This window comes from Cellulomonas sp. URHD0024 (genome assembly GCF_000426185.1).
GTDB lineage: Bacteria > Actinomycetota > Actinomycetes > Actinomycetales > Cellulomonadaceae > Cellulomonas.
On sequence record NZ_AUEW01000009.1, the window covers coordinates 114,759 to 133,706 of the forward strand.

At 71.7% G+C, this 18,948-nt stretch carries 19 protein-coding genes; 10 read left to right on the forward strand and 9 right to left on the reverse strand.

Going from position 1 to position 18,948, the window contains the following annotated elements:
• Nucleotides 1-30: 30 nt before the first annotated feature.
• Nucleotides 31-174 carry a hypothetical protein gene (locus I847_RS26740; protein ID WP_155856127.1) on the forward strand — a complete coding sequence of 48 codons (144 nt, stop codon included), beginning with the start codon at nt 31-33 and terminating at the stop codon, nt 172-174.
• Here I847_RS26740 and I847_RS0110965 read toward each other — a convergent pair.
• Nucleotides 114-1,088, reverse strand: coding sequence for an AraC family transcriptional regulator (locus I847_RS0110965; RefSeq protein ID WP_196804534.1), 975 nt, complete (start codon nt 1,086-1,088; stop codon nt 114-116). The two genes, I847_RS26740 and I847_RS0110965, sit on opposite strands and share 61 nt — an antisense overlap.
• 54 nt (nt 1,089-1,142) lie before the next feature.
• Here I847_RS0110965 and I847_RS0110970 point away from each other — a divergent pair, with 54 nt between their 5' ends.
• The 3 genes from I847_RS0110970 (at nt 1,143) to I847_RS0110980 (ending at nt 3,373) form a co-directional block, all read left to right on the forward strand.
• Nucleotides 1,143-1,394: a DUF4242 domain-containing protein gene (locus I847_RS0110970; RefSeq protein WP_028049730.1), complete on the forward strand. Its 252-nt coding sequence runs from the start codon at nt 1,143-1,145 to the stop codon at nt 1,392-1,394.
• 178 nt (nt 1,395-1,572) lie between these two features.
• Nucleotides 1,573-2,796, forward strand: a complete 1,224-nt coding sequence (locus tag I847_RS23250) for an MFS transporter (protein WP_034609967.1) — start codon at nt 1,573-1,575, stop codon at nt 2,794-2,796.
• 13 nt (nt 2,797-2,809) lie between these two features.
• The gene (locus I847_RS0110980) at nt 2,810-3,373 is read left to right on the forward strand and encodes a TetR/AcrR family transcriptional regulator (RefSeq protein ID WP_028049731.1); all 564 of its coding nucleotides are present in this window, start codon (nt 2,810-2,812) and stop codon (nt 3,371-3,373) included.
• 11 nt (nt 3,374-3,384) lie between these two features.
• On the opposite strand, the gene I847_RS0110985 is transcribed toward I847_RS0110980, so the two are convergent.
• On the reverse strand, nt 3,385-3,801 hold the full coding sequence (locus I847_RS0110985; protein WP_028049732.1) for a YchJ family protein: 417 nt from the start codon (nt 3,799-3,801) through the stop codon (nt 3,385-3,387).
• 280 nt (nt 3,802-4,081) lie between these two features.
• Between I847_RS0110985 and I847_RS0110990 the strand changes: the two genes are divergently transcribed.
• Nucleotides 4,082-4,285: a cold-shock protein gene (locus tag I847_RS0110990; RefSeq protein WP_028049733.1), complete on the forward strand. Its 204-nt coding sequence runs from the start codon at nt 4,082-4,084 to the stop codon at nt 4,283-4,285.
• Nucleotides 4,286-4,417: 132 nt separating this feature from the next.
• Complete coding sequence (locus tag I847_RS0110995; protein ID WP_034609969.1) at nt 4,418-5,491, forward strand: acyl-CoA desaturase; 1,074 nt, start codon at nt 4,418-4,420, stop codon at nt 5,489-5,491.
• Nucleotides 5,492-5,982: 491 nt separating this feature from the next.
• Here the strand turns inward: I847_RS0110995 and I847_RS0111000 are convergent, their stop codons facing one another.
• The 5 genes from I847_RS0111000 to kdpA are packed head-to-tail and all read right to left on the reverse strand — an operon-like array spanning nt 5,983 to nt 13,505.
• A complete protein-coding gene (locus tag I847_RS0111000) occupies nt 5,983-6,663 on the reverse strand; it encodes a response regulator (RefSeq protein WP_028049735.1) in 681 nt (226 codons plus the stop codon).
• Nucleotides 6,660-9,152 carry a DUF4118 domain-containing protein gene (locus I847_RS0111005; protein ID WP_028049736.1) on the reverse strand — a complete coding sequence of 831 codons (2,493 nt, stop codon included), beginning with the start codon at nt 9,150-9,152 and terminating at the stop codon, nt 6,660-6,662. The genes I847_RS0111000 and I847_RS0111005 overlap by 4 nt, the downstream gene beginning before the upstream one ends.
• Entirely contained in the window at nt 9,149-9,760 is a 612-nt protein-coding gene (kdpC, locus tag I847_RS0111010) for a potassium-transporting ATPase subunit KdpC (RefSeq protein ID WP_028049737.1), read from the reverse strand. The genes I847_RS0111005 and kdpC overlap by 4 nt, the downstream gene beginning before the upstream one ends.
• The gene (kdpB, locus tag I847_RS0111015) at nt 9,760-11,850 is read right to left on the reverse strand and encodes a potassium-transporting ATPase subunit KdpB (RefSeq protein WP_028049738.1); all 2,091 of its coding nucleotides are present in this window, start codon (nt 11,848-11,850) and stop codon (nt 9,760-9,762) included. The genes kdpC and kdpB overlap by 1 nt, the downstream gene beginning before the upstream one ends.
• Nucleotides 11,847-13,505 (reverse strand): potassium-transporting ATPase subunit KdpA, encoded by a 1,659-nt coding sequence (gene kdpA, locus I847_RS0111020; protein WP_028049739.1) that lies wholly within the window; start codon nt 13,503-13,505, stop codon nt 11,847-11,849. Before kdpA ends, kdpB begins: the two co-directional genes overlap by 4 nt.
• 430 nt (nt 13,506-13,935) lie before the next feature.
• Here kdpA and I847_RS23255 point away from each other — a divergent pair, with 430 nt between their 5' ends.
• From I847_RS23255 to I847_RS23260, 3 genes are all read left to right on the forward strand, one after another.
• Complete coding sequence (locus I847_RS23255) at nt 13,936-14,265, forward strand: type II toxin-antitoxin system VapB family antitoxin (protein ID WP_051274803.1); 330 nt, start codon at nt 13,936-13,938, stop codon at nt 14,263-14,265.
• A complete protein-coding gene (locus I847_RS0111040) occupies nt 14,262-14,885 on the forward strand; it encodes a LytR C-terminal domain-containing protein (RefSeq protein WP_028049740.1) in 624 nt (207 codons plus the stop codon). The genes I847_RS23255 and I847_RS0111040 overlap by 4 nt, the downstream gene beginning before the upstream one ends.
• Before the next feature lie 94 nt (nt 14,886-14,979).
• Entirely contained in the window at nt 14,980-16,260 is a 1,281-nt protein-coding gene (locus I847_RS23260; protein WP_231384178.1) for a glycosyltransferase 87 family protein, read from the forward strand.
• Nucleotides 16,261-16,269: 9 nt separating this feature from the next.
• Here I847_RS23260 and I847_RS0111050 read toward each other — a convergent pair whose 3' ends face one another.
• Nucleotides 16,270-17,181, reverse strand: a complete 912-nt coding sequence (locus I847_RS0111050) for an LLM class F420-dependent oxidoreductase (RefSeq protein ID WP_028049741.1) — start codon at nt 17,179-17,181, stop codon at nt 16,270-16,272.
• A gap of 134 nt (nt 17,182-17,315) precedes the next feature.
• Here I847_RS0111050 and I847_RS0111055 point away from each other — a divergent pair, with 134 nt between their 5' ends.
• Nucleotides 17,316-17,951: a DUF1684 domain-containing protein gene (locus tag I847_RS0111055; protein WP_028049742.1), complete on the forward strand. Its 636-nt coding sequence runs from the start codon at nt 17,316-17,318 to the stop codon at nt 17,949-17,951.
• Nucleotides 17,952-17,994: 43 nt separating this feature from the next.
• Here I847_RS0111055 and I847_RS0111060 read toward each other — a convergent pair whose 3' ends face one another.
• Nucleotides 17,995-18,900, reverse strand: a complete 906-nt coding sequence (locus I847_RS0111060) for an Fpg/Nei family DNA glycosylase (protein ID WP_028049743.1) — start codon at nt 18,898-18,900, stop codon at nt 17,995-17,997.
• Nucleotides 18,901-18,948: the final 48 nt, after the last annotated feature.

Consider the following 18,948-nt stretch of genomic DNA (forward strand, 5'->3'; position numbering starts at 1 on the left):
CACCCGACCAGGAGCACGAGCCAGGGCAAGATCTTCTGCCTCGTCGACGCCCACGACGCCGAGTCGGCCGCGAACGTCCACCGCGAGGCGCACGGCCTCGTGGCCGAGGAGATCTACCGGGTCGACGAGGGCGCCTGGCTCTCCGCCCGCCACGACGTCGGCGACGACCCGTAGTACCGCTTGAAGGCCCGGCTGAACGCCTCCTCGGCGTCGTATCCCACGCGATGCGCGACCCCGACCACGCCCAGGTCCGTCGTCGCCAAGAGGTCCTGCGCCACGTGCATGCGCCACTGGGTGAGGTACCGGATCGGTGAGCGCCCGAGCACCTCCCGGAACCGCGCGTCGAGCGCCGAGCGCGACACCAGCGCGACGGTCGCCAGCTCGGTGACGGTCCACTTGCGCGCCGGGTCGGTGTGCATCGCGGCCAGCGCCGGGACGAGCACCGGGTCGCGCAGCGCCGCGGCCCAGCCGCTGTCGACCGCGGGGGCCGACGCCAGGTGCAGCCGCAGCACCTCGACCAGCAACAGCTCGGGGAGCCTCGTCGGAACCCTGAACGACGACGGCTCGGAATGCGCGATCGCGTACTCGATGTTCGCGCGCACCCACTCGGCACCGGCACCGGGGGGCGGGGACACGACGAACAAGGGCGCCAGCGCACGCAGCGACGGCTCGAACAGCGGGTCGCGACTGTGGAGGTAGCCGCAGACCAGGCCCGTCAGCGCGCCCTCGTCGCCCAGGTCCTCGATCCGGACGAGCTCGGCATCGGTGACCCCGCCCATCCAGTGCTGGTCGCCGTAGGGCAGCACGATGACGTCCCCCGCCGACGCCCAGTGCTTCGGCCCTCCCGGGACGGCCACCCAGCACGTCCCCGAGGCGACGAGGTGGAACACGACCACGCGGTCGGTCCCGGGCCGCAGCATGTTCGCCGTCACCGGGCCGGTCAGCGACTCGTAGGTCCACGGCTCGCGGTACTGCGCCCGCCGGAACACCGCGCCCTCGAGGTGGATCCGGTCCAGCGTGAGCTTCAGCGTGGTGTCCGGATCAGGTGCTTCGGGTACGCGGTCATGGTCCGCGGCGGTACTCCGCACGAGGCTGATCGTGTCACATCGACGAACCGCTACGACTCAGCAGGGAGCACCGCAATGGCACTGTTCATGGATGTCCACACGATCGACGGACCCGTCGGGATGTCGGATGTCGAGAAGGCTCACCAGGCCGACCTGCAGACGCAGGGCCCGCACAACGTCAACTACCTGAAGTACTGGGTCGACGAGACCCAGGGCAAGATCTTCTGCCTCGTCGACGCCCCCGACGCCGAGTCGGCCGCGAACGTCCACCGCGAGGCGCACGGCCTCGTGGCCGACGAGATCTACCGGGTCGACGAGGGCGCCTGAGCGCCCGGGACGGCGCCGCGGCCTGTGCCGCGGCGCCGTTCCGCTGTCAGGGGTCAGCCGCACGCTCGCGAACATGCCCGATCTCCGGCGCGGAACGCTTGACGTGGCTAGACAGGTCTGTCTAATCTCCTCGTGTTCGAGGTAGACAGACCGGTCTACCCAATCCCGTGAGGCGACCATGACCCAGACCCTCCAGCCGATCGCCGCGCCCACCGCCCGGGCCGGCCTGTCCGGAGACGCCGGCATCGCCGTGATCGCCTCGGTGTTCGTCGCGTTCCTCGCCGCATCCAGTGCGCCCACCCCGCTCTACGCGATCTACCAGGCCGAGTGGGGCTTCTCCGCCATCACCACGACCGTCGTCTTCGGCACCTACGCGGTCGCCGTCCTGCTCGCGCTCTTGACCCTCGGCCGGTTGTCCGACCACCTCGGCCGACGGCCCGTCGTGCTGCTGGCGATCGCCGTCCAGGCACTGGCCATGGTCCTGTTCGCGACGGCGAACGGTGTGCCCGCCCTGCTCGTCGCACGCATCGTCCAAGGCGTCGCGACGGGCGCGGCGGTGGCCGCCGGCGGCGCGTGGATGCTCGACCTGAACCGCGCCAAGGGGACGCTGGCCAACGCGGCGGCGCCCGGCTTCGGCACCGCGTTCGGCGCCGTGATCGCCTCGGTCGTCGTCGCCACCCTGCCCGCGCCGACCCACCTGATCTTCGTCGCGATCCTGGTGATCCTCGCCGTCCAGGCCGCCGCCGTGGCGCGCATCCCCGAGACCTCCCCGCGGGAGCCCGGTGCCCTGGCCAGCGCTCGCCCGCACCTCGAGCTGCCGCGCCACGTGCGCCGGCCCGCGGTGATCGCGCTGCCCGTCATGTTCGCCGTGTGGGCGCTCGCCGGGTTCTACGGCTCGCTCGGCCCCGCGGTGATCGGCGAGCTCGTCGGCTCGACCTCGGTCGCCTTCGCCGGCCTCGGGCTCTTCGTCCTCGCAACCGTCGGCGCCTCGTCCGTCCTCGTCCTGCGCAACGCTCCCGCCCGCTCGGTCATGATGCTCGGCATCCTCGCCCTGATCACCGGCATCGCGGTCGTCCTGACGTCGCTGGCCGTGCTGTCGCCGGTCCTGTTCTTCGTCGGCACCGCCGTGGCCGGCATCGGCTTCGGCGCCGGGTTCCAGGGCGGCATCCGCCTCGTCATCCCTCAGGCCCTTCCCGACGAGCGCGCCGGGGTGCTGTCGCTGCTCTACGTGGTGTCGTACCTGGGACTGGGCGTCCCCGCAGTGCTCGCCGGCGTCCTCGTCGTGCACTCGGGGAACCTGCTCACGACCGCCCGCGACTACGGGATCTTCGTCATCGCCCTCGCCCTCGTGGCGCTCGCCGGGCTGGTGCTGCCGCGGCGTACGCTAGACCGATCGGTCTAGGAGGGTGGGAAGCATGAGGGCAACCGCGACGGCGCGGGAACGGCTGCTCGAGGCCGCCGACGACCTGTTCTACCGGGTCGGTGTCCAGACGGTGGGGATCGACCGGGTCATCGAGCAGGCCGGCGTGGCCAAGGCGTCGCTGTACAACACGTTCGGCTCGAAGGAAGCCCTCGTGGAGGCCTACCTCGAGGGACGCCGCGTGCGGCTCTCGGGCCAGATCCTGCGCCACGTGTCCACCCATGAGGAGCCCCGCGACCGGATCCTCGCGGTCTTCGAGGCCCTGTCGGAGATCGTCCAGGAGCCTGGCTACCGCGGCTGCGCGTTCGCGCTGGCGTCCGCCGAGGCCCCGTCCGACGGCCTCGTGGTCCAGGCGGCCGCCGGGTACCGGTTCTGGGTCCGCTCGCTGTTCACGGAGCTCGCCGGCGAGGCGGGCGCCGCAGATCCGGCGCTCCTGGCCCGACAGCTGCACCTGCTCTACGACGGTACGAGCCAGGCGGTCCGGATGGATCGGAACCTGTCCGCGGCCGCCGAGGCGCGCGCCGTCGCGGCACTCCTGCTGGACGCGTCGCTCGCGTAGCGCGACCGCGCTCAGTCGCCGATCGAGTCGAACCCGCCGTCGACGTACAGCCAGCGGCCGTCCTCGCGCACGAACCGGCTGGTCTCGTGCAGGCGTCCGCGCTTGCCGATCGCCGTGCCGTCGTCGACCCGGTAGTGCGCCACGAACTCGACGGTCCCGGACTCGTCCCAGGGACCGCCGGCGTCCGTCGAGACGATGTCGAGCCTGCGCCAGATCATCTCGTCGTCCAGCTCGAGCTCATCGGGCCGGGTGCTCGGGTGCCAGCTGGCGAGCAGGTACTCCCTGTCGCGGGTAGCAAAACCGGTGTAGCGGGAGCGCATGAGCGCCTCTGCGGTCGGGGCGCGCCGGCCTTCCAACAGGTACCGGCCGCAGCAGTCGACGAACCTGTCGCCCGAGCCGCACGGGCACCGATCGTCGTCCACGTCCATGGTCAGCTCCTTGCCGAGGGGGCGTCGTGGGCGCGAACTTACAGGCTCCCCACAGCATCCGACGCGACTCGTTTCACGATCGAGACAGTGTGCGCGTTCCGGTCAGGCCCATGTTGCCGTACGGTTGTCCCTGTAGTCGCAGTGAATCGCTTGTCAGAAAGCCGCGGGAGACCCGGCAGAACGTTCTCGAGGATCACCTCGGAGCAGGACGACGAACACCGCTACCACCGGTCCCGGTTAGCCGGGGTTGTCCATACCGCACGTGAGAGAAGAGAGCATCATGCCTGTTGGCACCGTGAAGTGGTTCAACGCCGAGAAGGGCTTCGGCTTCATCGCCCCCGAGGACGGCGGACCCGACGTGTTCGCGCACTACTCGGCCATCACGACGAGCGGCTACCGCACGCTCGAGGAGAACCAGAAGGTCCAGTTCGAGGTCACGCAGGGCCCGAAGGGCCCGCAGGCGTCGAACATCACGCCTCTCTGAGCCGAATAGCTCCAGAGGACGAAGCCCCGGCCGATTAGTCGGTCGGGGCTTCGTCACATCCTCGGCCTTGCGCATCCGAGGATGTCGTCCCACACGCAGGCTGGCGCGCGACGCTCCATGAAGGACGGACCTATGAGCTCTACGACGACCATCCCTGCGCGGCCCCGCGACCGCGCCGTGAGCGACTTCACGGAGCTCACCCGTACCATCCAGGCCGCCGGGCTGATGAAGCGCCGGCCCGCGCACTACGCCGTGCGGCTCTCCGCTGCCGTGCTGGCCGTCCTGGGCCTCATCGCCACGATCGTCCTGGTGGGCGACTCCTGGTGGCAGATCGCCGTGGCGTTCGCCGCAGCCGTGATCCTCACGCAGGTGGCCTTCCTGGGCCACGACGCCGCGCACCGGCAGATCTTTGCCGACGGCCGCGTCAACAACTGGACCTCCCTGGTGCTCGCCGACCTGTTCGTCGGCTTGAGCCACGGCTGGTGGCAGCGCAAGCACACCCGCCACCACGCCAACCCGAACAAGATCGACGTCGACCCCGACATCGACCTCGAGTTCCTCGCCTTCACGCCCGACCAGGCGGACCGCAAGACCAGCAAGTGGCAGGTGTGGTTCCTCCACCGCCAGGGCTGGTTCTTCTTCCCGCTGCTGTTCCTCGAGGGCCTCGCGCTGCATGCTGCGGCCATCAAGCGACTCTCGCAGCGGGAGAAGCTCGAGCACCGCGCGGCCGAGATCGTCATGATGTCGATCCGGCTCGTCGGCGGTACGGCCCTCGTCTTCTACGCGATGTCCTGGCCGATCGCGCTCGTGTTCCTCGCGGTCCAGATGGGTTTCTTCGGGTTCTACATGGGCGCCTCGTTCGCCCCGAACCACAAGGGCATGCCCCTGATCCCCAAGGACTCGCGCCTCGACTTCCTGCGCCGCCAGGTGCTCACCAGCCGCAACATCGGCGGCGGCAAGTGGGTCGACATCCTGATGGGCGGGCTCAACCACCAGGTCGAGCACCACCTGTTCCCGTCGATGCCCCGGCCGTCCCTGCGCCGCGCCAAGCCGATCGTGCAGGCGTACTGCAAGGAGCACAACATCCCGTACAAGCAGGTGTCGCTGACGCAGTCGTACGCGATCATCGTGAAGTACCTGAACACCGTCGGCCTGCACGACCGCGACCCGTTCAACTGCCCGATCACGGCCGTCTACCGCGCCTGATCCACCGGCCCTCGCTCGTCGCGAAGCCCCCGCCGCCCACCCGGGCCGCGGGGGCTTCGTACGTCACCGTCTCGACCGGGTCCGGGAAGTTGCGCGGGCGGGACCGCCGCGTGGTACCGCCGTGAGGTGAGCCCCGCCCCCTCCAGCCCGCGGCCTTCCGCATCCCGCCGACACCGCACCGGTTCGCCGAACCTGTCGTTACGCGCGAGCCCGCGGGGCTCCCACTCCCGCCGACACCGCACCGGTTCGCCGAACTTGTCGTTACGCGCGAGCCCGCGGGGTTCCCACTCCTGCCGACACCGCACCGGTTCGCCGAACTTGTCGTTACGCGCCCCAAACACGTGAATGGCGTGCGTAACGACGAGTTCGACCGGAGGCGCAGCCGGGAGGCGGGAGGCGGGAGGCGGAGCCCGGGAGGCGGAAGGCGGGGCCTCCAGGGGGCGGCGACTGGGGCCCGGGGGCGCAAGCCGGGCTCAGTGGCCAACAGCGCGTCAGACCTCGAACGTGTAGCCCATGCCCGGTTGAGTGCGGATGTGGCGGGGGTGCGCCGGGTCCTCCTCGAGCTTGCGGCGCAGCTGGGCGGAGTAGACGCGCAGGTAGTGGGTCTCGTCCGAGTAGCCCGGGCCCCAGACCTCCTGCAGGAGCTGGCGACGGCCCACCAACCGCCCCCGGTTGCGGACGAGCACCTCGAGCATCGACCACTCGGTGGGGGTCAGCCGGACCTCGACGCCGTCCCGCAGGACGCGGGCGCGGGCAAGGTCGATGGCGAGGGAACCCGCGGTCACCACGGCCTCGTCCTGGGCGCCCAGCACGGGTGCAGAACGCCGGACGGCCGCCCGCAGCCGCGCGAGCAGCTCGTTCATCGCGAACGGCTTGGTGACGTAGTCGTCGGCCCCCGCGTCGAGCGCGTCCACCTTGTCCTCGCCGTGCTGCCGCGCGGACAGCACCACGATCGGCATCCGGCTCCACGCACGGACCGCGGTGATGACGTCGAGCCCGCTCATGTCCGGCAGGCCCAGGTCGAGGAGGAGGACGTCGGGGATGTGAGCCGCGGCGGCACGCAGGGCGGAGGCACCGTCGGACGCCGTGTCCACGGACCAGCCGGACGCGCGCAGCGTGATCGCGAGCGCATGGGCCAGCCCCGGCTCGTCGTCGACCACCAGAACCCTCATGAGACGGACCCTGCGAGCGGGACGGTGACCAGCATCGTCAGCCCGCCCCCGACGGTGTCCTCGGCGGCGAGGTCCGCGCCGATCGCGGTCGCGAGCCCGTCGGCGACCGCCAGCCCCAGACCGAGACCCGGCCCCGTCGTGTCACCGAACCGCTGGAAGGGCGCGAACAGCCGGCCCTTGAGCGCGTCCGGCACGCCGGGCCCGTGGTCCACCACGCGCACGACCATCTCACCCCCCACCGCCGACGCCCCGACAACCACGGGGGAACCCGGTGCGTGCCGGACCGCGTTGGACACGAGGTTCGCGACCACCCGCTCCAGCAGCCCCGGGTCCGTCTGCACGTACGGCAGGTCCTCGGCCAGGTCGAGCACCACCGCGCCCGGCGGGTAGCCCTCGATCGCGAACGGCACAATCTCGTCCAGGCTCGTGGCCCGCAGCACCGGCCGCACGCTGCCCGTCTGCAGGCGGGAGAGGTCGAGCAGGTTGTCGATGAGCCGCTCGAGGCGGGCGGTGGACTCCTCCAGGGTTCCGACGAGGGCCGCGCGGTCGGACTCGTCGAGCTCCAGCGTGGTCGACGTGAGGCCGTCGACCGAGGCGCGGATGGTGGCCAGCGGGGTGCGCAGGTCGTGCGAGACGGCGGCCAGGAGCGCGGTCCGGGTGGCGTCCGCCTGCTCCAGCACCCGCGCCTGCTCGGCCTGCTCGCTGAGTCGCGCGTGCTCCAGCACGATCCCGACCTGCGACGCGAACGCCTCCAGGACCCGGCGGTCCGACGCCGGGAGCACACGGCCGGTGAGGAGCAGCACCCGGCGGTCGTCGACCGTCAGGACGACGTCGGCGTCCTTCGGCGTGAGCGCCGGATCAGGGCCGTCGGTGGCGAGAACCGTCGTCCGGTCCTCGACCAGCGAGACGGCCGAGAGCCCGAACGTCTCCCGCAGCCGCGCCACGAGCGCGGCCGCGGTGTCCTCCCCCGAGAGCACCGACCGCGACACGGCGGTGAGCGCGGACGCCTCGGCCCGCGCCCGGAACGCCTCCGCCGTGCGCCGGGCGGCCAGGTCGACCACGGAGGCGACACCGGCGGCCACGAGCACGAACACCACGAGCGCGAGGGCGTTCTCGGGCTGCTCGATGCTGAGCCGCCCGGTGGGCTCGATGAAGAACCAGTTCAGCAGCAGGAACCCGACGACCGCGCTGACGATGGCCGGCCACAACCCACCGACGAGCGCGACCAGCACGGTCAGGGCCAGGAAGAGCATGAGGTCGGTGGGGAGGCTCACCACCTCCCGCATGCCACGGAGCACCACGGTGAGCAGCACCGGGCCGAGCAGGGCGACGGCCCAGCCGGCGACCACCCGGGACATCGACAGCGACGACCGCCGCAGTCGTCGTCGACCCGCACGCGCCCGCTCGTGCGTGACCAGGTGCACGTCGATCTGACCGGCCAACCGGGCGATCTCGGTGCCGTGCGACTCCGAGAACGCCTCCTGGAGCCGGCTGCGCCGGGACACGCCGACCACGATCATGGTGGCGTTCACGCCGCGTGCGAAGTCGACCACGGCCGTCGCGACGTCCTCCCCGACGACCGTGTGGAACGAGCCCCCGAGCGACTCGACCAGTCCCCGCTGCGCGGCGATCGTCGAGGGCGGCGCGCTGGGCAGGCCGTCCGTGGCGAGCACGTGGACCGCGAGGAGCTCGGAGCCGGCGGACCGCTGCGCGATCCGGGCGCCGCGGCGCAGGAGGGTGTCCACCTCGGCGCCACCGGTGACCGCGACGACCACCCGCTCGCGAGCCGGCCAGGGCGTCTCGATCCGGTGGTCGCGGCGGTAGACCGCGAGCGCGTCGTCCACCCGGTCCGCGAGCCACAGCAGCGCCAGCTCGCGCAGGGCGGTGAGGTTGCCGACGCGGAAGTACTGGGTCAGCGACGCGTCGATCTGCTCCGCGCGGTACACGTTGCCGTGCGCGAGCCGCCGGCGCAGGGCCTGGGGTGAGAGGTCGACCAGCTGGATCTGGTCGGCGTCGCGCACCACGCCGTCGGGCACGGTCTCGCGCTGCTTCACGCCGGTGATCGCCTCGACCTCGTCGTTCAGCGACTCCAGGTGCTGCACGTTCACGGTCGTCACCACGTCGATCCCGGCGGCGAGCAGGTCGTGCACGTCCTGCCACCGCTTCTCGTGCGCGCTGCCGGGGACGTTGGTGTGCGCGAGCTCGTCGACGAGGACCACCTCGGGTCGGCGTTCCAGGACCGCCTCCACCGACAGCTCCGTGAACGACGACCCGCGGTACTCCAGGGTCCGCCGCGGCAGCACCTCGAGGCCCTCCACCTGGATCGCTGTCGCCGGCCGACCGTGGGACTCCACGAGTCCGACCACCACGTCGGTCCCGCGGGACAGCCGACGATGCGCCTCGTCGAGCATCGCGTAGGTCTTGCCCACGCCGGGGGCCGCGCCGAGATAGACGGTGAGCCGACCCCGTCGCGGTCCTTCGCTGGTCACGAGCCCATTGTCCGCAGCACCAGGTTGAGGCGCAGGACGTCGACGCGCGGTTCGCCGAGCACCCCGAGGTCGCGGCCGACGGTCGCCTGGTCGACGAGGGCCTGCACGTCGGCGGTCGACAGGCCGTTCTCCCGTGCGACGCGCGCGACCTGGAGGCGCGCGTAGGCGGGCGAGATGTCGGGGTCGAGCCCGGACGCGGACGCGGTGAGCGCGTCGGGCGGGACGAGGGCGGGGTCGACGTCCTCGGCAGCGGCGATCGCGGCGCGTCGTCGGTCGATCGTCACGACGAGGTCCGGGTTGAGCGGCCCGAGGTTCGAGCCCGCCGAGGCCAGCGTGTCGTACCCGTCGCCGGCTACGGACGGCCGGGGGTGGAACCACTGCGCACCCTCGAACTGCTGACCGATCAGCAGCGAGCCCACGGACTCCGAGGGCGACGTCACCCGCGAGCCGTCCGCCGCCACCAACGACCCGTTCGCCTGCCACCTCAACGCCACCTGCGACACCCCGGTCACGGCCAGCGGGTACACGACCCCCAGCACCAGGGTGAGGACGAGCAGCACGCGCAACCCGGCCCAGGTCTGGCGCAGGAACGACACCATGTCGGTCATCAGGACATCCCCAGGAACGTGACCACGAGGTCGATGAGCTTGATGCCGACGAACGGCGCGATCACGCCGCCGAGCCCGTACACCAGCAGGTTGCGTCGCAGGAGCGCGGACGCGGACGACGGCCGGTAGCGCACCCCGCGCAACGCCAGCGGCAGCAGCGCGACGATCACGAGCGCGTTGAAGATGACGGCGGAGAGGATCGCGGACTGTGGCGACGACAGGCGCATGACGTTGAGCACGTCGAGCTGCGGGAACGCGACGACGAACATGGCGGGCAGGATCGCGAAGTACTTCGCCACGTCGTTCGCCACGGAGAAGGTGGTCAGCGCTCCGCGTGTGATGAGCAGCTGCTTGCCGATCTCGACGATCTCCAGCAGCTTGGTCGGGTTCGAGTCGAGGTCGACCATGTTGCCGGCCTCCTTCGCGGCGGTCGTGCCGGTGTTCATCGCGACCCCGACGTCCGCCTGGGACAGCGCCGGGGCGTCGTTGGTCCCGTCGCCGCACATCGCGACGAGCCGCCCGCCTTCCTGCTCGCGACGGATCAGGGCGAGCTTGTCCTCGGGCGTCGCCTCGGCGAGGAAGTCGTCGACACCCGCCTCGTCCGCGATCGCACGGGCGGTGAGCGGGTTGTCGCCGGTGACCATGACCGTGCGGATGCCCATGGCGCGCAGCGCGTCGAACCGCTCTCGCATCCCGTCCTTGACCACGTCCTTCAGGTGGATCACGCCGAGCACGCGCGCGGGGGCGTCACCCACCTGCGACGCCACGACCAACGGTGTCCCGCCCGACGCCGAGATCGCGTCGACGGTCGCCGCGACGTCAGGGCCTGAGTGGCCTCCGGTCGCGTGCACCCAGTGCAGGACCGCGGCCGCCGCTCCCTTCCTGACCCGTCGCGACGGCAGGTCCACGCCGCTCATCCGCGTCCGAGCCGCGAACGGGACCAGCTGCGCGCCGGCCAGGTCGTGCCGCTCGCGCAGCCCGAACCGCTCCTTGACCAGCACGAGCACCGAGCGCCCCTCGGGGGTCTCGTCGGCCATCGAGGACAGCTGCGCGGCATCGGCGAGGTCCTCCGCGCGCACCCCGGAGGCCGGAAGGAGGTCAGCCGCCTGGCGGTTGCCCAACGTGATCGTCCCGGTCTTGTCGAGCAGCAGCACGTCGACGTCTCCTGCGGCCTCGACCGCGCGGCCGGACATCGCGAGCACGTTGCGACGGACCAGCCGGTCCATGCCCGCGATCCCGATCGCCGACAGCAGCGCGCCGATGGTCGTCGGGATCAGGCAGACGACCAGCGCGACGAGCACGACCAGCTGCTGGCGCGCACCCGAGTACACCGCGAACGGCTGCAGCGTGACCACGGCGAGCACGAAGACGATCGTCAGCGTGGTGAGCAGGACGTTCAGCGCCACCTCGTTCGGCGTCTTCTGCCGGTCCGAGCCCTCGACCAGGGCGATCATCCGGTCGACGAACGTGTGGCCGGCGGGTGCGGTGATGCGCACGACGATCCGGTCGGAGAGCACCACGGTCCCGCCGGTCACCGCCGAGCGGTCGCCGCCGGACTCGCGGATGACGGGAGCGGACTCGCCCGTGATCGCCGACTCGTCGACGCTGGCCACCCCTTCGATCACGTCACCGTCCCCGGGGATCGTCTCACCGGTCTCGACGACGACCACGTCCCCGACCCGCAGGGACGACGACGGGACCCGGACGGTCTCCAACGACGTCAGGCCGCCGGTCCACTCGAGCGTGTCCTGCGGTGCCATCACGCGACGCGCGGTGGTCTCCCGCTGCGTGGCCCGCAGCGAGGCGGCCTGCGCCTTGCCACGACCCTCGGCGATCGACTCGGCGAGCGTCGCGAACAGGATCGTGAGCCACAGCCAGACCGTGATGGACCAGGCGAACAGGGTCGGGTCGACGACGGCCAGGACCGTCGTGAACACGGCACCGGCCTCGACGACGAACAGGACCGGCGCGTCCCACAGCCTGCGCGGGTCCAGTCCGCGCAGCGCGCCGGGCACCGCGTCGAGGACCTGCGAGCCGGAAAGGGCACGCGGTGCGGGCTTCTGGGGGGCAGGGGCGAGGACGGTGCTCACGACAACGACTCCACGACGGGACCGAGGGACAGGACGGGGACGAACGTGAGTCCGACGACGACCAGCGTCACCACGACCAGGAGACCGACGAACAGCGGCGTGTGCGTGGGCAAGGTTCCCGCCGACGCGGGCACCCGTCTCTGCCGCGCGAACCGGCCGGCGAGCGCGAGGACGAGAGCTATCGGGACGAACCGGCCGACCAGCATCGCGACCCCGAGCAACGTGGCGTAGAAGGTCGTGCCGGTGCTCAGGCCGGCGAACGCGGACCCGTTGTTGTTCCCGGCGGAGGCGAACGCGTAGACGATCTCCGACAGCCCGTGCGGTCCGCCCTGCAGCCGACCGGCGAGCCCCGCGGGCACCGAGACCGCGACCGCGGAGCCCACGAGCACGACCGCGGGCATGGTGAGCACCGCGAGCGCGACGATCGTGATCTCCTCGCGGCCGATCTTCTTGCCCAGGTACTCGGGCGTGCGGCCGACCATGAGCCCCGCCAGGAACACCGCGACGATCGCGAGGATCACCATCCCGTACAGACCACTGCCGACACCGCCCGGTGCGACCTCGCCGAGCAGCATCCCGAGCATCGCGACGCCACCGCCCTGCGCGGTCAGCGAGTCGTGCATCGAGTTCACCGCGCCCGTCGACGTCATCGTCGTCGAGGCGGCGAACAGCGCAGACGCGGCCTCGCCGAAGCGGACCTCCTTCCCTTCGAGAGCGCCGGCGGCGGCCAGGGGTGCGGCACCCGCGCCGGCCAGCTCGGCCCAGGTGAGGAACCCGACGGCGGCGATCCACAGCGACACCATCGCGGCGAGGATCGCGGTGCCCTGCCTGCGGTCGCCGACGAGCAGGCCGAACGTCCGCGGCAGGCTGAACGGGATGGCCAGCAGCAGGACCACCTCGACGGTGCTCGTCCACGGAGCAGGGTTCTCGTACGGGTGCGCGGAGTTGGCGTTGAAGAAGCCGCCGCCGTCGGTGCCGAGCTCCTTGATCGCCTCCTGGGAGGCGACCGGACCGCCGAGGACGTGCTGCGAGCCCCCGGCGAGCGTGGTGATCTCCGAGTGCGACCCGAGGTTCTGGATGACCCCGCCTGCCACGAGCACGATCGCCGCGACGAACGCGAGGGGCAGCAGCACGCGGACCGTGACGCGCACGAGGTCGGACCAGAAGTTGCCGACGCGGCCGTCGGTACCCGACCGCGCGAAACCGCGCGCCAACGCAGCGACCACGGCGATGCCGACGGCAGCGCTCAGGAAGTTCTGCACCGCGAACCCGGCCATCTGGAGGAGGTTCCCCGCGGCGACCTCGCCCGAGTACCACTGCCAGTTGGTGTTGGTGACGAACGAGACCGCGGCGTTCCAGGCGCCCGCGGGATCCATCGCCGGGGCACCCATCGGCAGGTGGTCCTGCAGGCGGGCCAGGCCGAAGAGCACGAGCACCGAGGCCAGCGAGAAGCCGAGCACCGACATCAGGTAGGTGCTCCAGCGCTGCTCCGCGTCAGGGTCGACCCGCATGACGCGGTACCCAGCACGTTCGACGGCGAGGTGCTTCGGGCTCGTCAGCGACCGGTAGAGGTGGTCGCCCAGAGGCCGGTACGCCAGCGCGAGGACGAGCACCACCGCGCCGATCTGGAGGACGGCAGCCGTCGTGTCGCTCATCGGATCTTGTCCGATCGCACGAGCTGCACCACCAGGTACATGAGCAGCGCACCCGCCAGGACGAGCCCCACCCCGTCGCTCATGAGTGGTCGGCCCGGCGCGCGAGGAGCGCGACCGCGGCGAAGAACGCCACGGTCAGCGCAAGGTAGACGAGGTCCATGGGGCACCTTCGACGACGGGCGGGAGACACGATCCCGGCGGTCCGACGAGCAGGCCGCACCGCAGGTCTACGCCGCGATCAGGCCCCCGGCGGCCGTCTTGACGGTTCCCTGACACTCACCCGACGTTCCTTGCCGGAACCCGAATCCGGGTCGTCGCACGTGCGCCACGAAAGGGACGGCACCATGGCGCTCGGCAGCACGGCCGTCCGGCACGGGTGATCCTCTTGGGTTGTCGCACCGGGAGCGCCCGCTCCGCTTAGACTCCCCCAGTGATCTTCAAGGCCGTGGGCGAGGGCAGGCCCTACCCGGACCATGGCCTCACCACGGCCAAGCAGTGGGCGGAGATCGCTCCGCGCCAGGTCCGGCTCGACGAGCTGACCACGACGAAGCGGACCCTCGACCTCGACGCGCTGCTCGCGGAGGACTCCACGTTCTACGGCGACATGTTCGCGCACGTGGTCCAGTACCGGGGCGTCCTGTACCTCGAGGACGGGCTGCACCGCGCGGTCCGGGCTGCTCTGCACCAGAGGCCGGTCCTGCATGCGCGGGTGCTCGTCCTGCCCAGCGACGCCGTCCCCGTCCGGACGTCGGCCTCATGAGCGAGATCGACCGCAACCGGCAGCTTCGTCGTCGGCACATGCACGAGCGGCAGGCCGTGATCTTCGGCGTGCTCCTGGCCGCCATGGCACTCATCGGCCTCGGCGCCGCGGCCGTCTTCACCGGCAACCTGGACCTGCCCGGCCTCGACCGGGCGATCGCCCAGGAGCCGTCGCCGACCGAGGTCATGAAGCCTTACCCCTGCCCGCCCGTCGGCGCGAAGCCGGTGGCCGCCGCCTCCATCAAGGTCAACGTGAACAACGCGACCTCGCGCGCGGGCCTCGCCGCTGCCACCGCGGCAGCGCTGCAGGAGCGCGGATTCGTCATCGGCACCAAGACCACCGTCGAGCCGTACGACGGGGTCGCACGCATCTCGTTCGGCAAGAACGGCATCGCCCAGGCGTACACGCTCCTCGCACACTTCGACGGCGCGACGATGTTCCCGCTGGCCGTCGACAACGCGACAGTCAGCGTCGCCCTGGGTGCGCAGTTCGACACGCTCAAGCCCCTCGACCAGGTGGGACTCGATCCCGCCGTTCCCCTGGTCGCGCCCGCCGGCTGCACGCCCTACGAGGAGTTCGCGTCCACGACAGTGACGCCGGCAGCGACGCCAGCCGGTTGAGCCCGGTCTCGGACGCACAGACTCGCGGACTAACGTGGCGTCCGCACCGCACGGCCCCGCACGGGTCACGTCCTGGGAGGTCCCGCTGCGCCCCTTGATTCAGTCGAAGCCCGCCGTCTGGGTCACGTTCGCCCTGGTGCACGCATGGCTGGCGGTCGTCGGCCTGGTGCTGATCCCCCAACGCGCCTTCTGGGACCTCGAGCTCTACCGCTACTGGATGTGGCTCGGCCTGCACCAGGGCCAGTGGCCGGTGCTCTCGGGTGGATGGGTGTACCCGGCGGGCGCGATCGTGCCGATGCTCGCCGCCGCACCGGGCGGCACCGGCAACGGCTCGCACTACGCGACCGTGTGGGCGGTGCTGGTGACCGTGCTCGACGCGATCGCCGTCGGGTTCCTGCTGCGCGTTCCTCGGCCGAACCGGCCGGAGAGCGGTGGCACGACGACCGGCGCCTGGTGGTGGTTGGCGTTCCTGCTCCTGCTCGGGCCGATCGCCATGGGTCGCCTCGACGGGGTCGTGGTGCCCGCGATCGTCGTGGCGCTCGCGACCGCGCTCAACCATCCGCGCATCGCGTCGGCGCTGCTCACCGCGGCGGCGTGGGTCAAGGTCGCCCCCGGCACGCTGCTGCTGCCGATGTTCTTCGCGGTACGACGTCCGTGGCGCAGCGTCGTCGTGCCCGGAGCGTTGGTCTCCGCGGTGGTCATCGGGGCCGTCGCACTGGGCGGGGGCTTCTCGCACGTCGCATCGTTCCTCACCGAGCAGGACAAGCGCGGGCTGCAGATCGAGTCACCGGGCGCGACGCCCTGGATCCTCGCGGGGCTGTTCACCTCGTCGGTCCAGCCGTACCTGAACGACCCGATCATCACGTGGGAGGTCGTCGGGCCCGGGACGCTGGTCGCCGCGACCCTCCTGGGCATCCTCCAGCCGGTCGCGCTCGCGCTCGTCGTGCTGCTGCTGTGGTGGCGCCGTGAGCGGATCGGGGCGGCCCTGTGGTCGGGCGGGCTGGCCCGCACCGAGCTGCTGGTCCGCGGGGCCATGGTCGTCACCCTCGTGCTGCTGGTGTTCAACAAGGTCGGCTCGCCGCAGTACATGACCTGGCTCGCGCCACCGGTCGCGGTCGCGCTCGCCCTGCGGCTGCCCGGGTGGAAGGCCACCGCCTGGCTCAGCCTGGGCGTCGCCGGCGCGACGCAGCTCGTGTTCCCGTGGTTCTACGACGAGATCATCTCCAAGGGCCCAGGCACCACCCTCGTCCTGGCCGCACGCAACGTCGCACTCGTCGTCCTGCTCGTGCACACCGTGGTCGTGCTCCTCCGGGCGCCGCGCGAGGACCCGTCGCTCGAGGCACCGGTGGAGTCGTTGGCCGCGGCCGAGAGCTGACCGGGCCCCCTACAGCTGGCTCGCCACCTCGGACGCGACGAACGCCAGGTGGTCCAGGTCGCGCAGGTCCAGCACCTGCAGGTAGACGCGGCGGACCCCCAGCTCACGGAACCCGCCGATCCGGTCGACGATCGCGGACGGCGTCCCCGCGAAGCCGACCTCGCGGAGCTCGTTCACGTCCCGCCCGATCGCCGACGCACGACGAGCCACCTCGGCGTCGTCGCGACCCGCGCACAGGACGTTGGCGACGGAGAGCGTCAGGCTCTCGGGATCGCGCCCTGCCGCCTCGCACGCCGCCCGCAGGACCTTCACGCGGGCCTCGACCTCGCGCGGCGCGGGGAAGTTCAGGTTGAACTCCGCGGCGTACCGGACGGCCAGCGCGGGGGTCTTCGTCGCGCCGCTGCCCCCGATGATGATCGGGATGTCGTGGGCGGGCTTCGGCAGGGCGGGCGAGTCCGTCAGGTCGTAGTGCTCGCCGTGGAAGGTGTACGTCCCGGTGGCGCTCCACAGCCCGGTGATGACCTCGAGCTGCTCCGCGAACAGGCCGAACCGCTTCGCCGGGAACGGGATCCCGTACGCCGCGTGCTCGCGCTCGAACCAGCCCGCCCCCAGGCCGAGCTCGACCCGCCCGCCGGACATCTGGTCCACCTGGGCCACCTGGATCGCCAGGATCCCGGGGTGGCGGAAGGTCGCCGACGAGACCAACGTGCCGAGCTTGATCCTCGCCGTGTCACGGGCGAGACCGGCCAGCGTGGTCCACGAGTCGGTCGGACCTGGGTCACCGGACCCCGCGCCCATGCGGACGTAGTGGTCGGAGCGGAAGAAGGCGTCGAACCCGAGGTCCTCCGTGGCCTTGGCGACCGCGAGCTGGTCGTCGTAGGAGGCGCCCTGCTGGGGCTCGACGAAGATGCGCAGATCCATGTGCTCCAGCCTCACACATCCCTCGGGCATCGTCCGAACAGCAGCCCGCCCCGGACGTCAGGGGGCCCTCCTGGCGGACGACTGCTCGGACGTGGGTTCGCCTCGGACGGGGTGCACGTGCGACCGTGGAAGACGTGACAGCACCCGCCTCGGCCTTCGACCCGGTGGCCATCGCCGACTGGCGGCGCCGCGTCGCCCAGATGTACGCCGACGTGCGGCGGATCGCTGCGAACGACCCTGCGGGTGCGCACGGCGTGTGGGTGCAGCAGCGCGACGAGCTGTTCGCCACTCATCCGGCCTCACCCCTGGACGTCGTCACGTCGGCGTCGTTCGCCGGGCTCGACGTCGCGCCCTACGACCCGGCGTACCGGTTCGAGGCGACCATCGAGCCCGCTGGGCAGCAGCGGCTGGAGGTCGCGACCGCCACCGACGGCGTCGTGCCGTTCGAGCGCATCGGCACCGTGGAGCTCGGGTCGCTCGGGTCGCTCGCGGTCTGGTCGCTCACGTCGTACGCGGGCGGCCTGTTCGTCCCGGTGCGCGACGCCCTGGCGGGTACGCGCACCTACGGCGGCGGGCGCTACGTGCTCGACACCATCAAGGGAGCGGACCATGGCATGGCCGGTGACTCGCTGGTCGTCGATCTGAACTTCGCGTACAACCCCTCGTGCGCGTACAACCCTGCCTGGACCTGCCCGCTCGCCACCCGGGCGAACACGCTCGCCGTCGAGGTGCCCGTGGGCGAGCTCGCGTTCCCGTCCTCGTACGAGTGACGGAGGACAGACCCCGGCAGCGGTCACCGAGGCCCGCCGACCGTCACCGTTGGCAGGTCGGGCACCAGTAGAGGTTGCGGCCCGCCATCGGCTCGACGACCACCGGGGTGCCACTGACCAGGCACGGGAGGCCGGCCCGGTGGTAGACCCAGTGGCGCAGCGTGGGGTCGGAGCCTGAGGGGACATCCCGCGTCACGATCTCGCCGGTGCGGATCCCCTCCGCCAGGAGCACGGCCCAGTCGTCCCAGAGAGCCCCCGCGACCTCGCGCGGGACCCGGCGGCCGGGCGTGTGCGGGTCGAGCCGTGCCCGGAAGAGGAGCTCGGCGCGGTAGATGTTCCCGATGCCCGCCACCACGGACTGGTCCATGAGCAGCTGGCCGACCGCCACCGACCGGTCCGTCAGGCGATCGACCATCACGGTGCGCGGATCCCCGGCGCCCGGCGCGGCGTGGGCGGCCGGGTCGGGCCCGAGCCGTGCGACGAGCGCGGCGGCCTGCGACGGGTCGAGCACCTCGCAGGCGGACGGCCCGCGCAGGTCGGCGACGGTCTCCGCAGAGGCGAGGCGGACCCGGACCTGGCCCACGGGGTCGGGAGGAAACGGCCCGTCGGAACCGTCGACGTCGCGCTCGCCCTCGCCCATGCGGACGGCTCGACGCAGGCGCGGGGCGCCCATGCTGCCCGTCGCAGAGCTTCCCGGCAGCAGCGGTGTGAGCCGCCCGAAGAAGTCCCACGCGCCGAACAGGCCGAGGTGGACGCGCAGGACGTCGCCGGACTCGAACTCGAGGAACAGCTGCTTGCCGACGGCCCAGGACGCTACGAGCACCTGCCCGTCGAGGCGTCGCGCACCGGCCGTGAACCGGCCTTGCGGCGAGCTGACGGCCAACGGCTGCCCGACGAGGTCGAGGCCGAGCTGGCGTGCGATCCGGTGGACGGTATGACCCTCTGGCACGTCCGAAAGGCTAGGCCAAGGTCAGCCGCGCGACCGGCACGATGCACC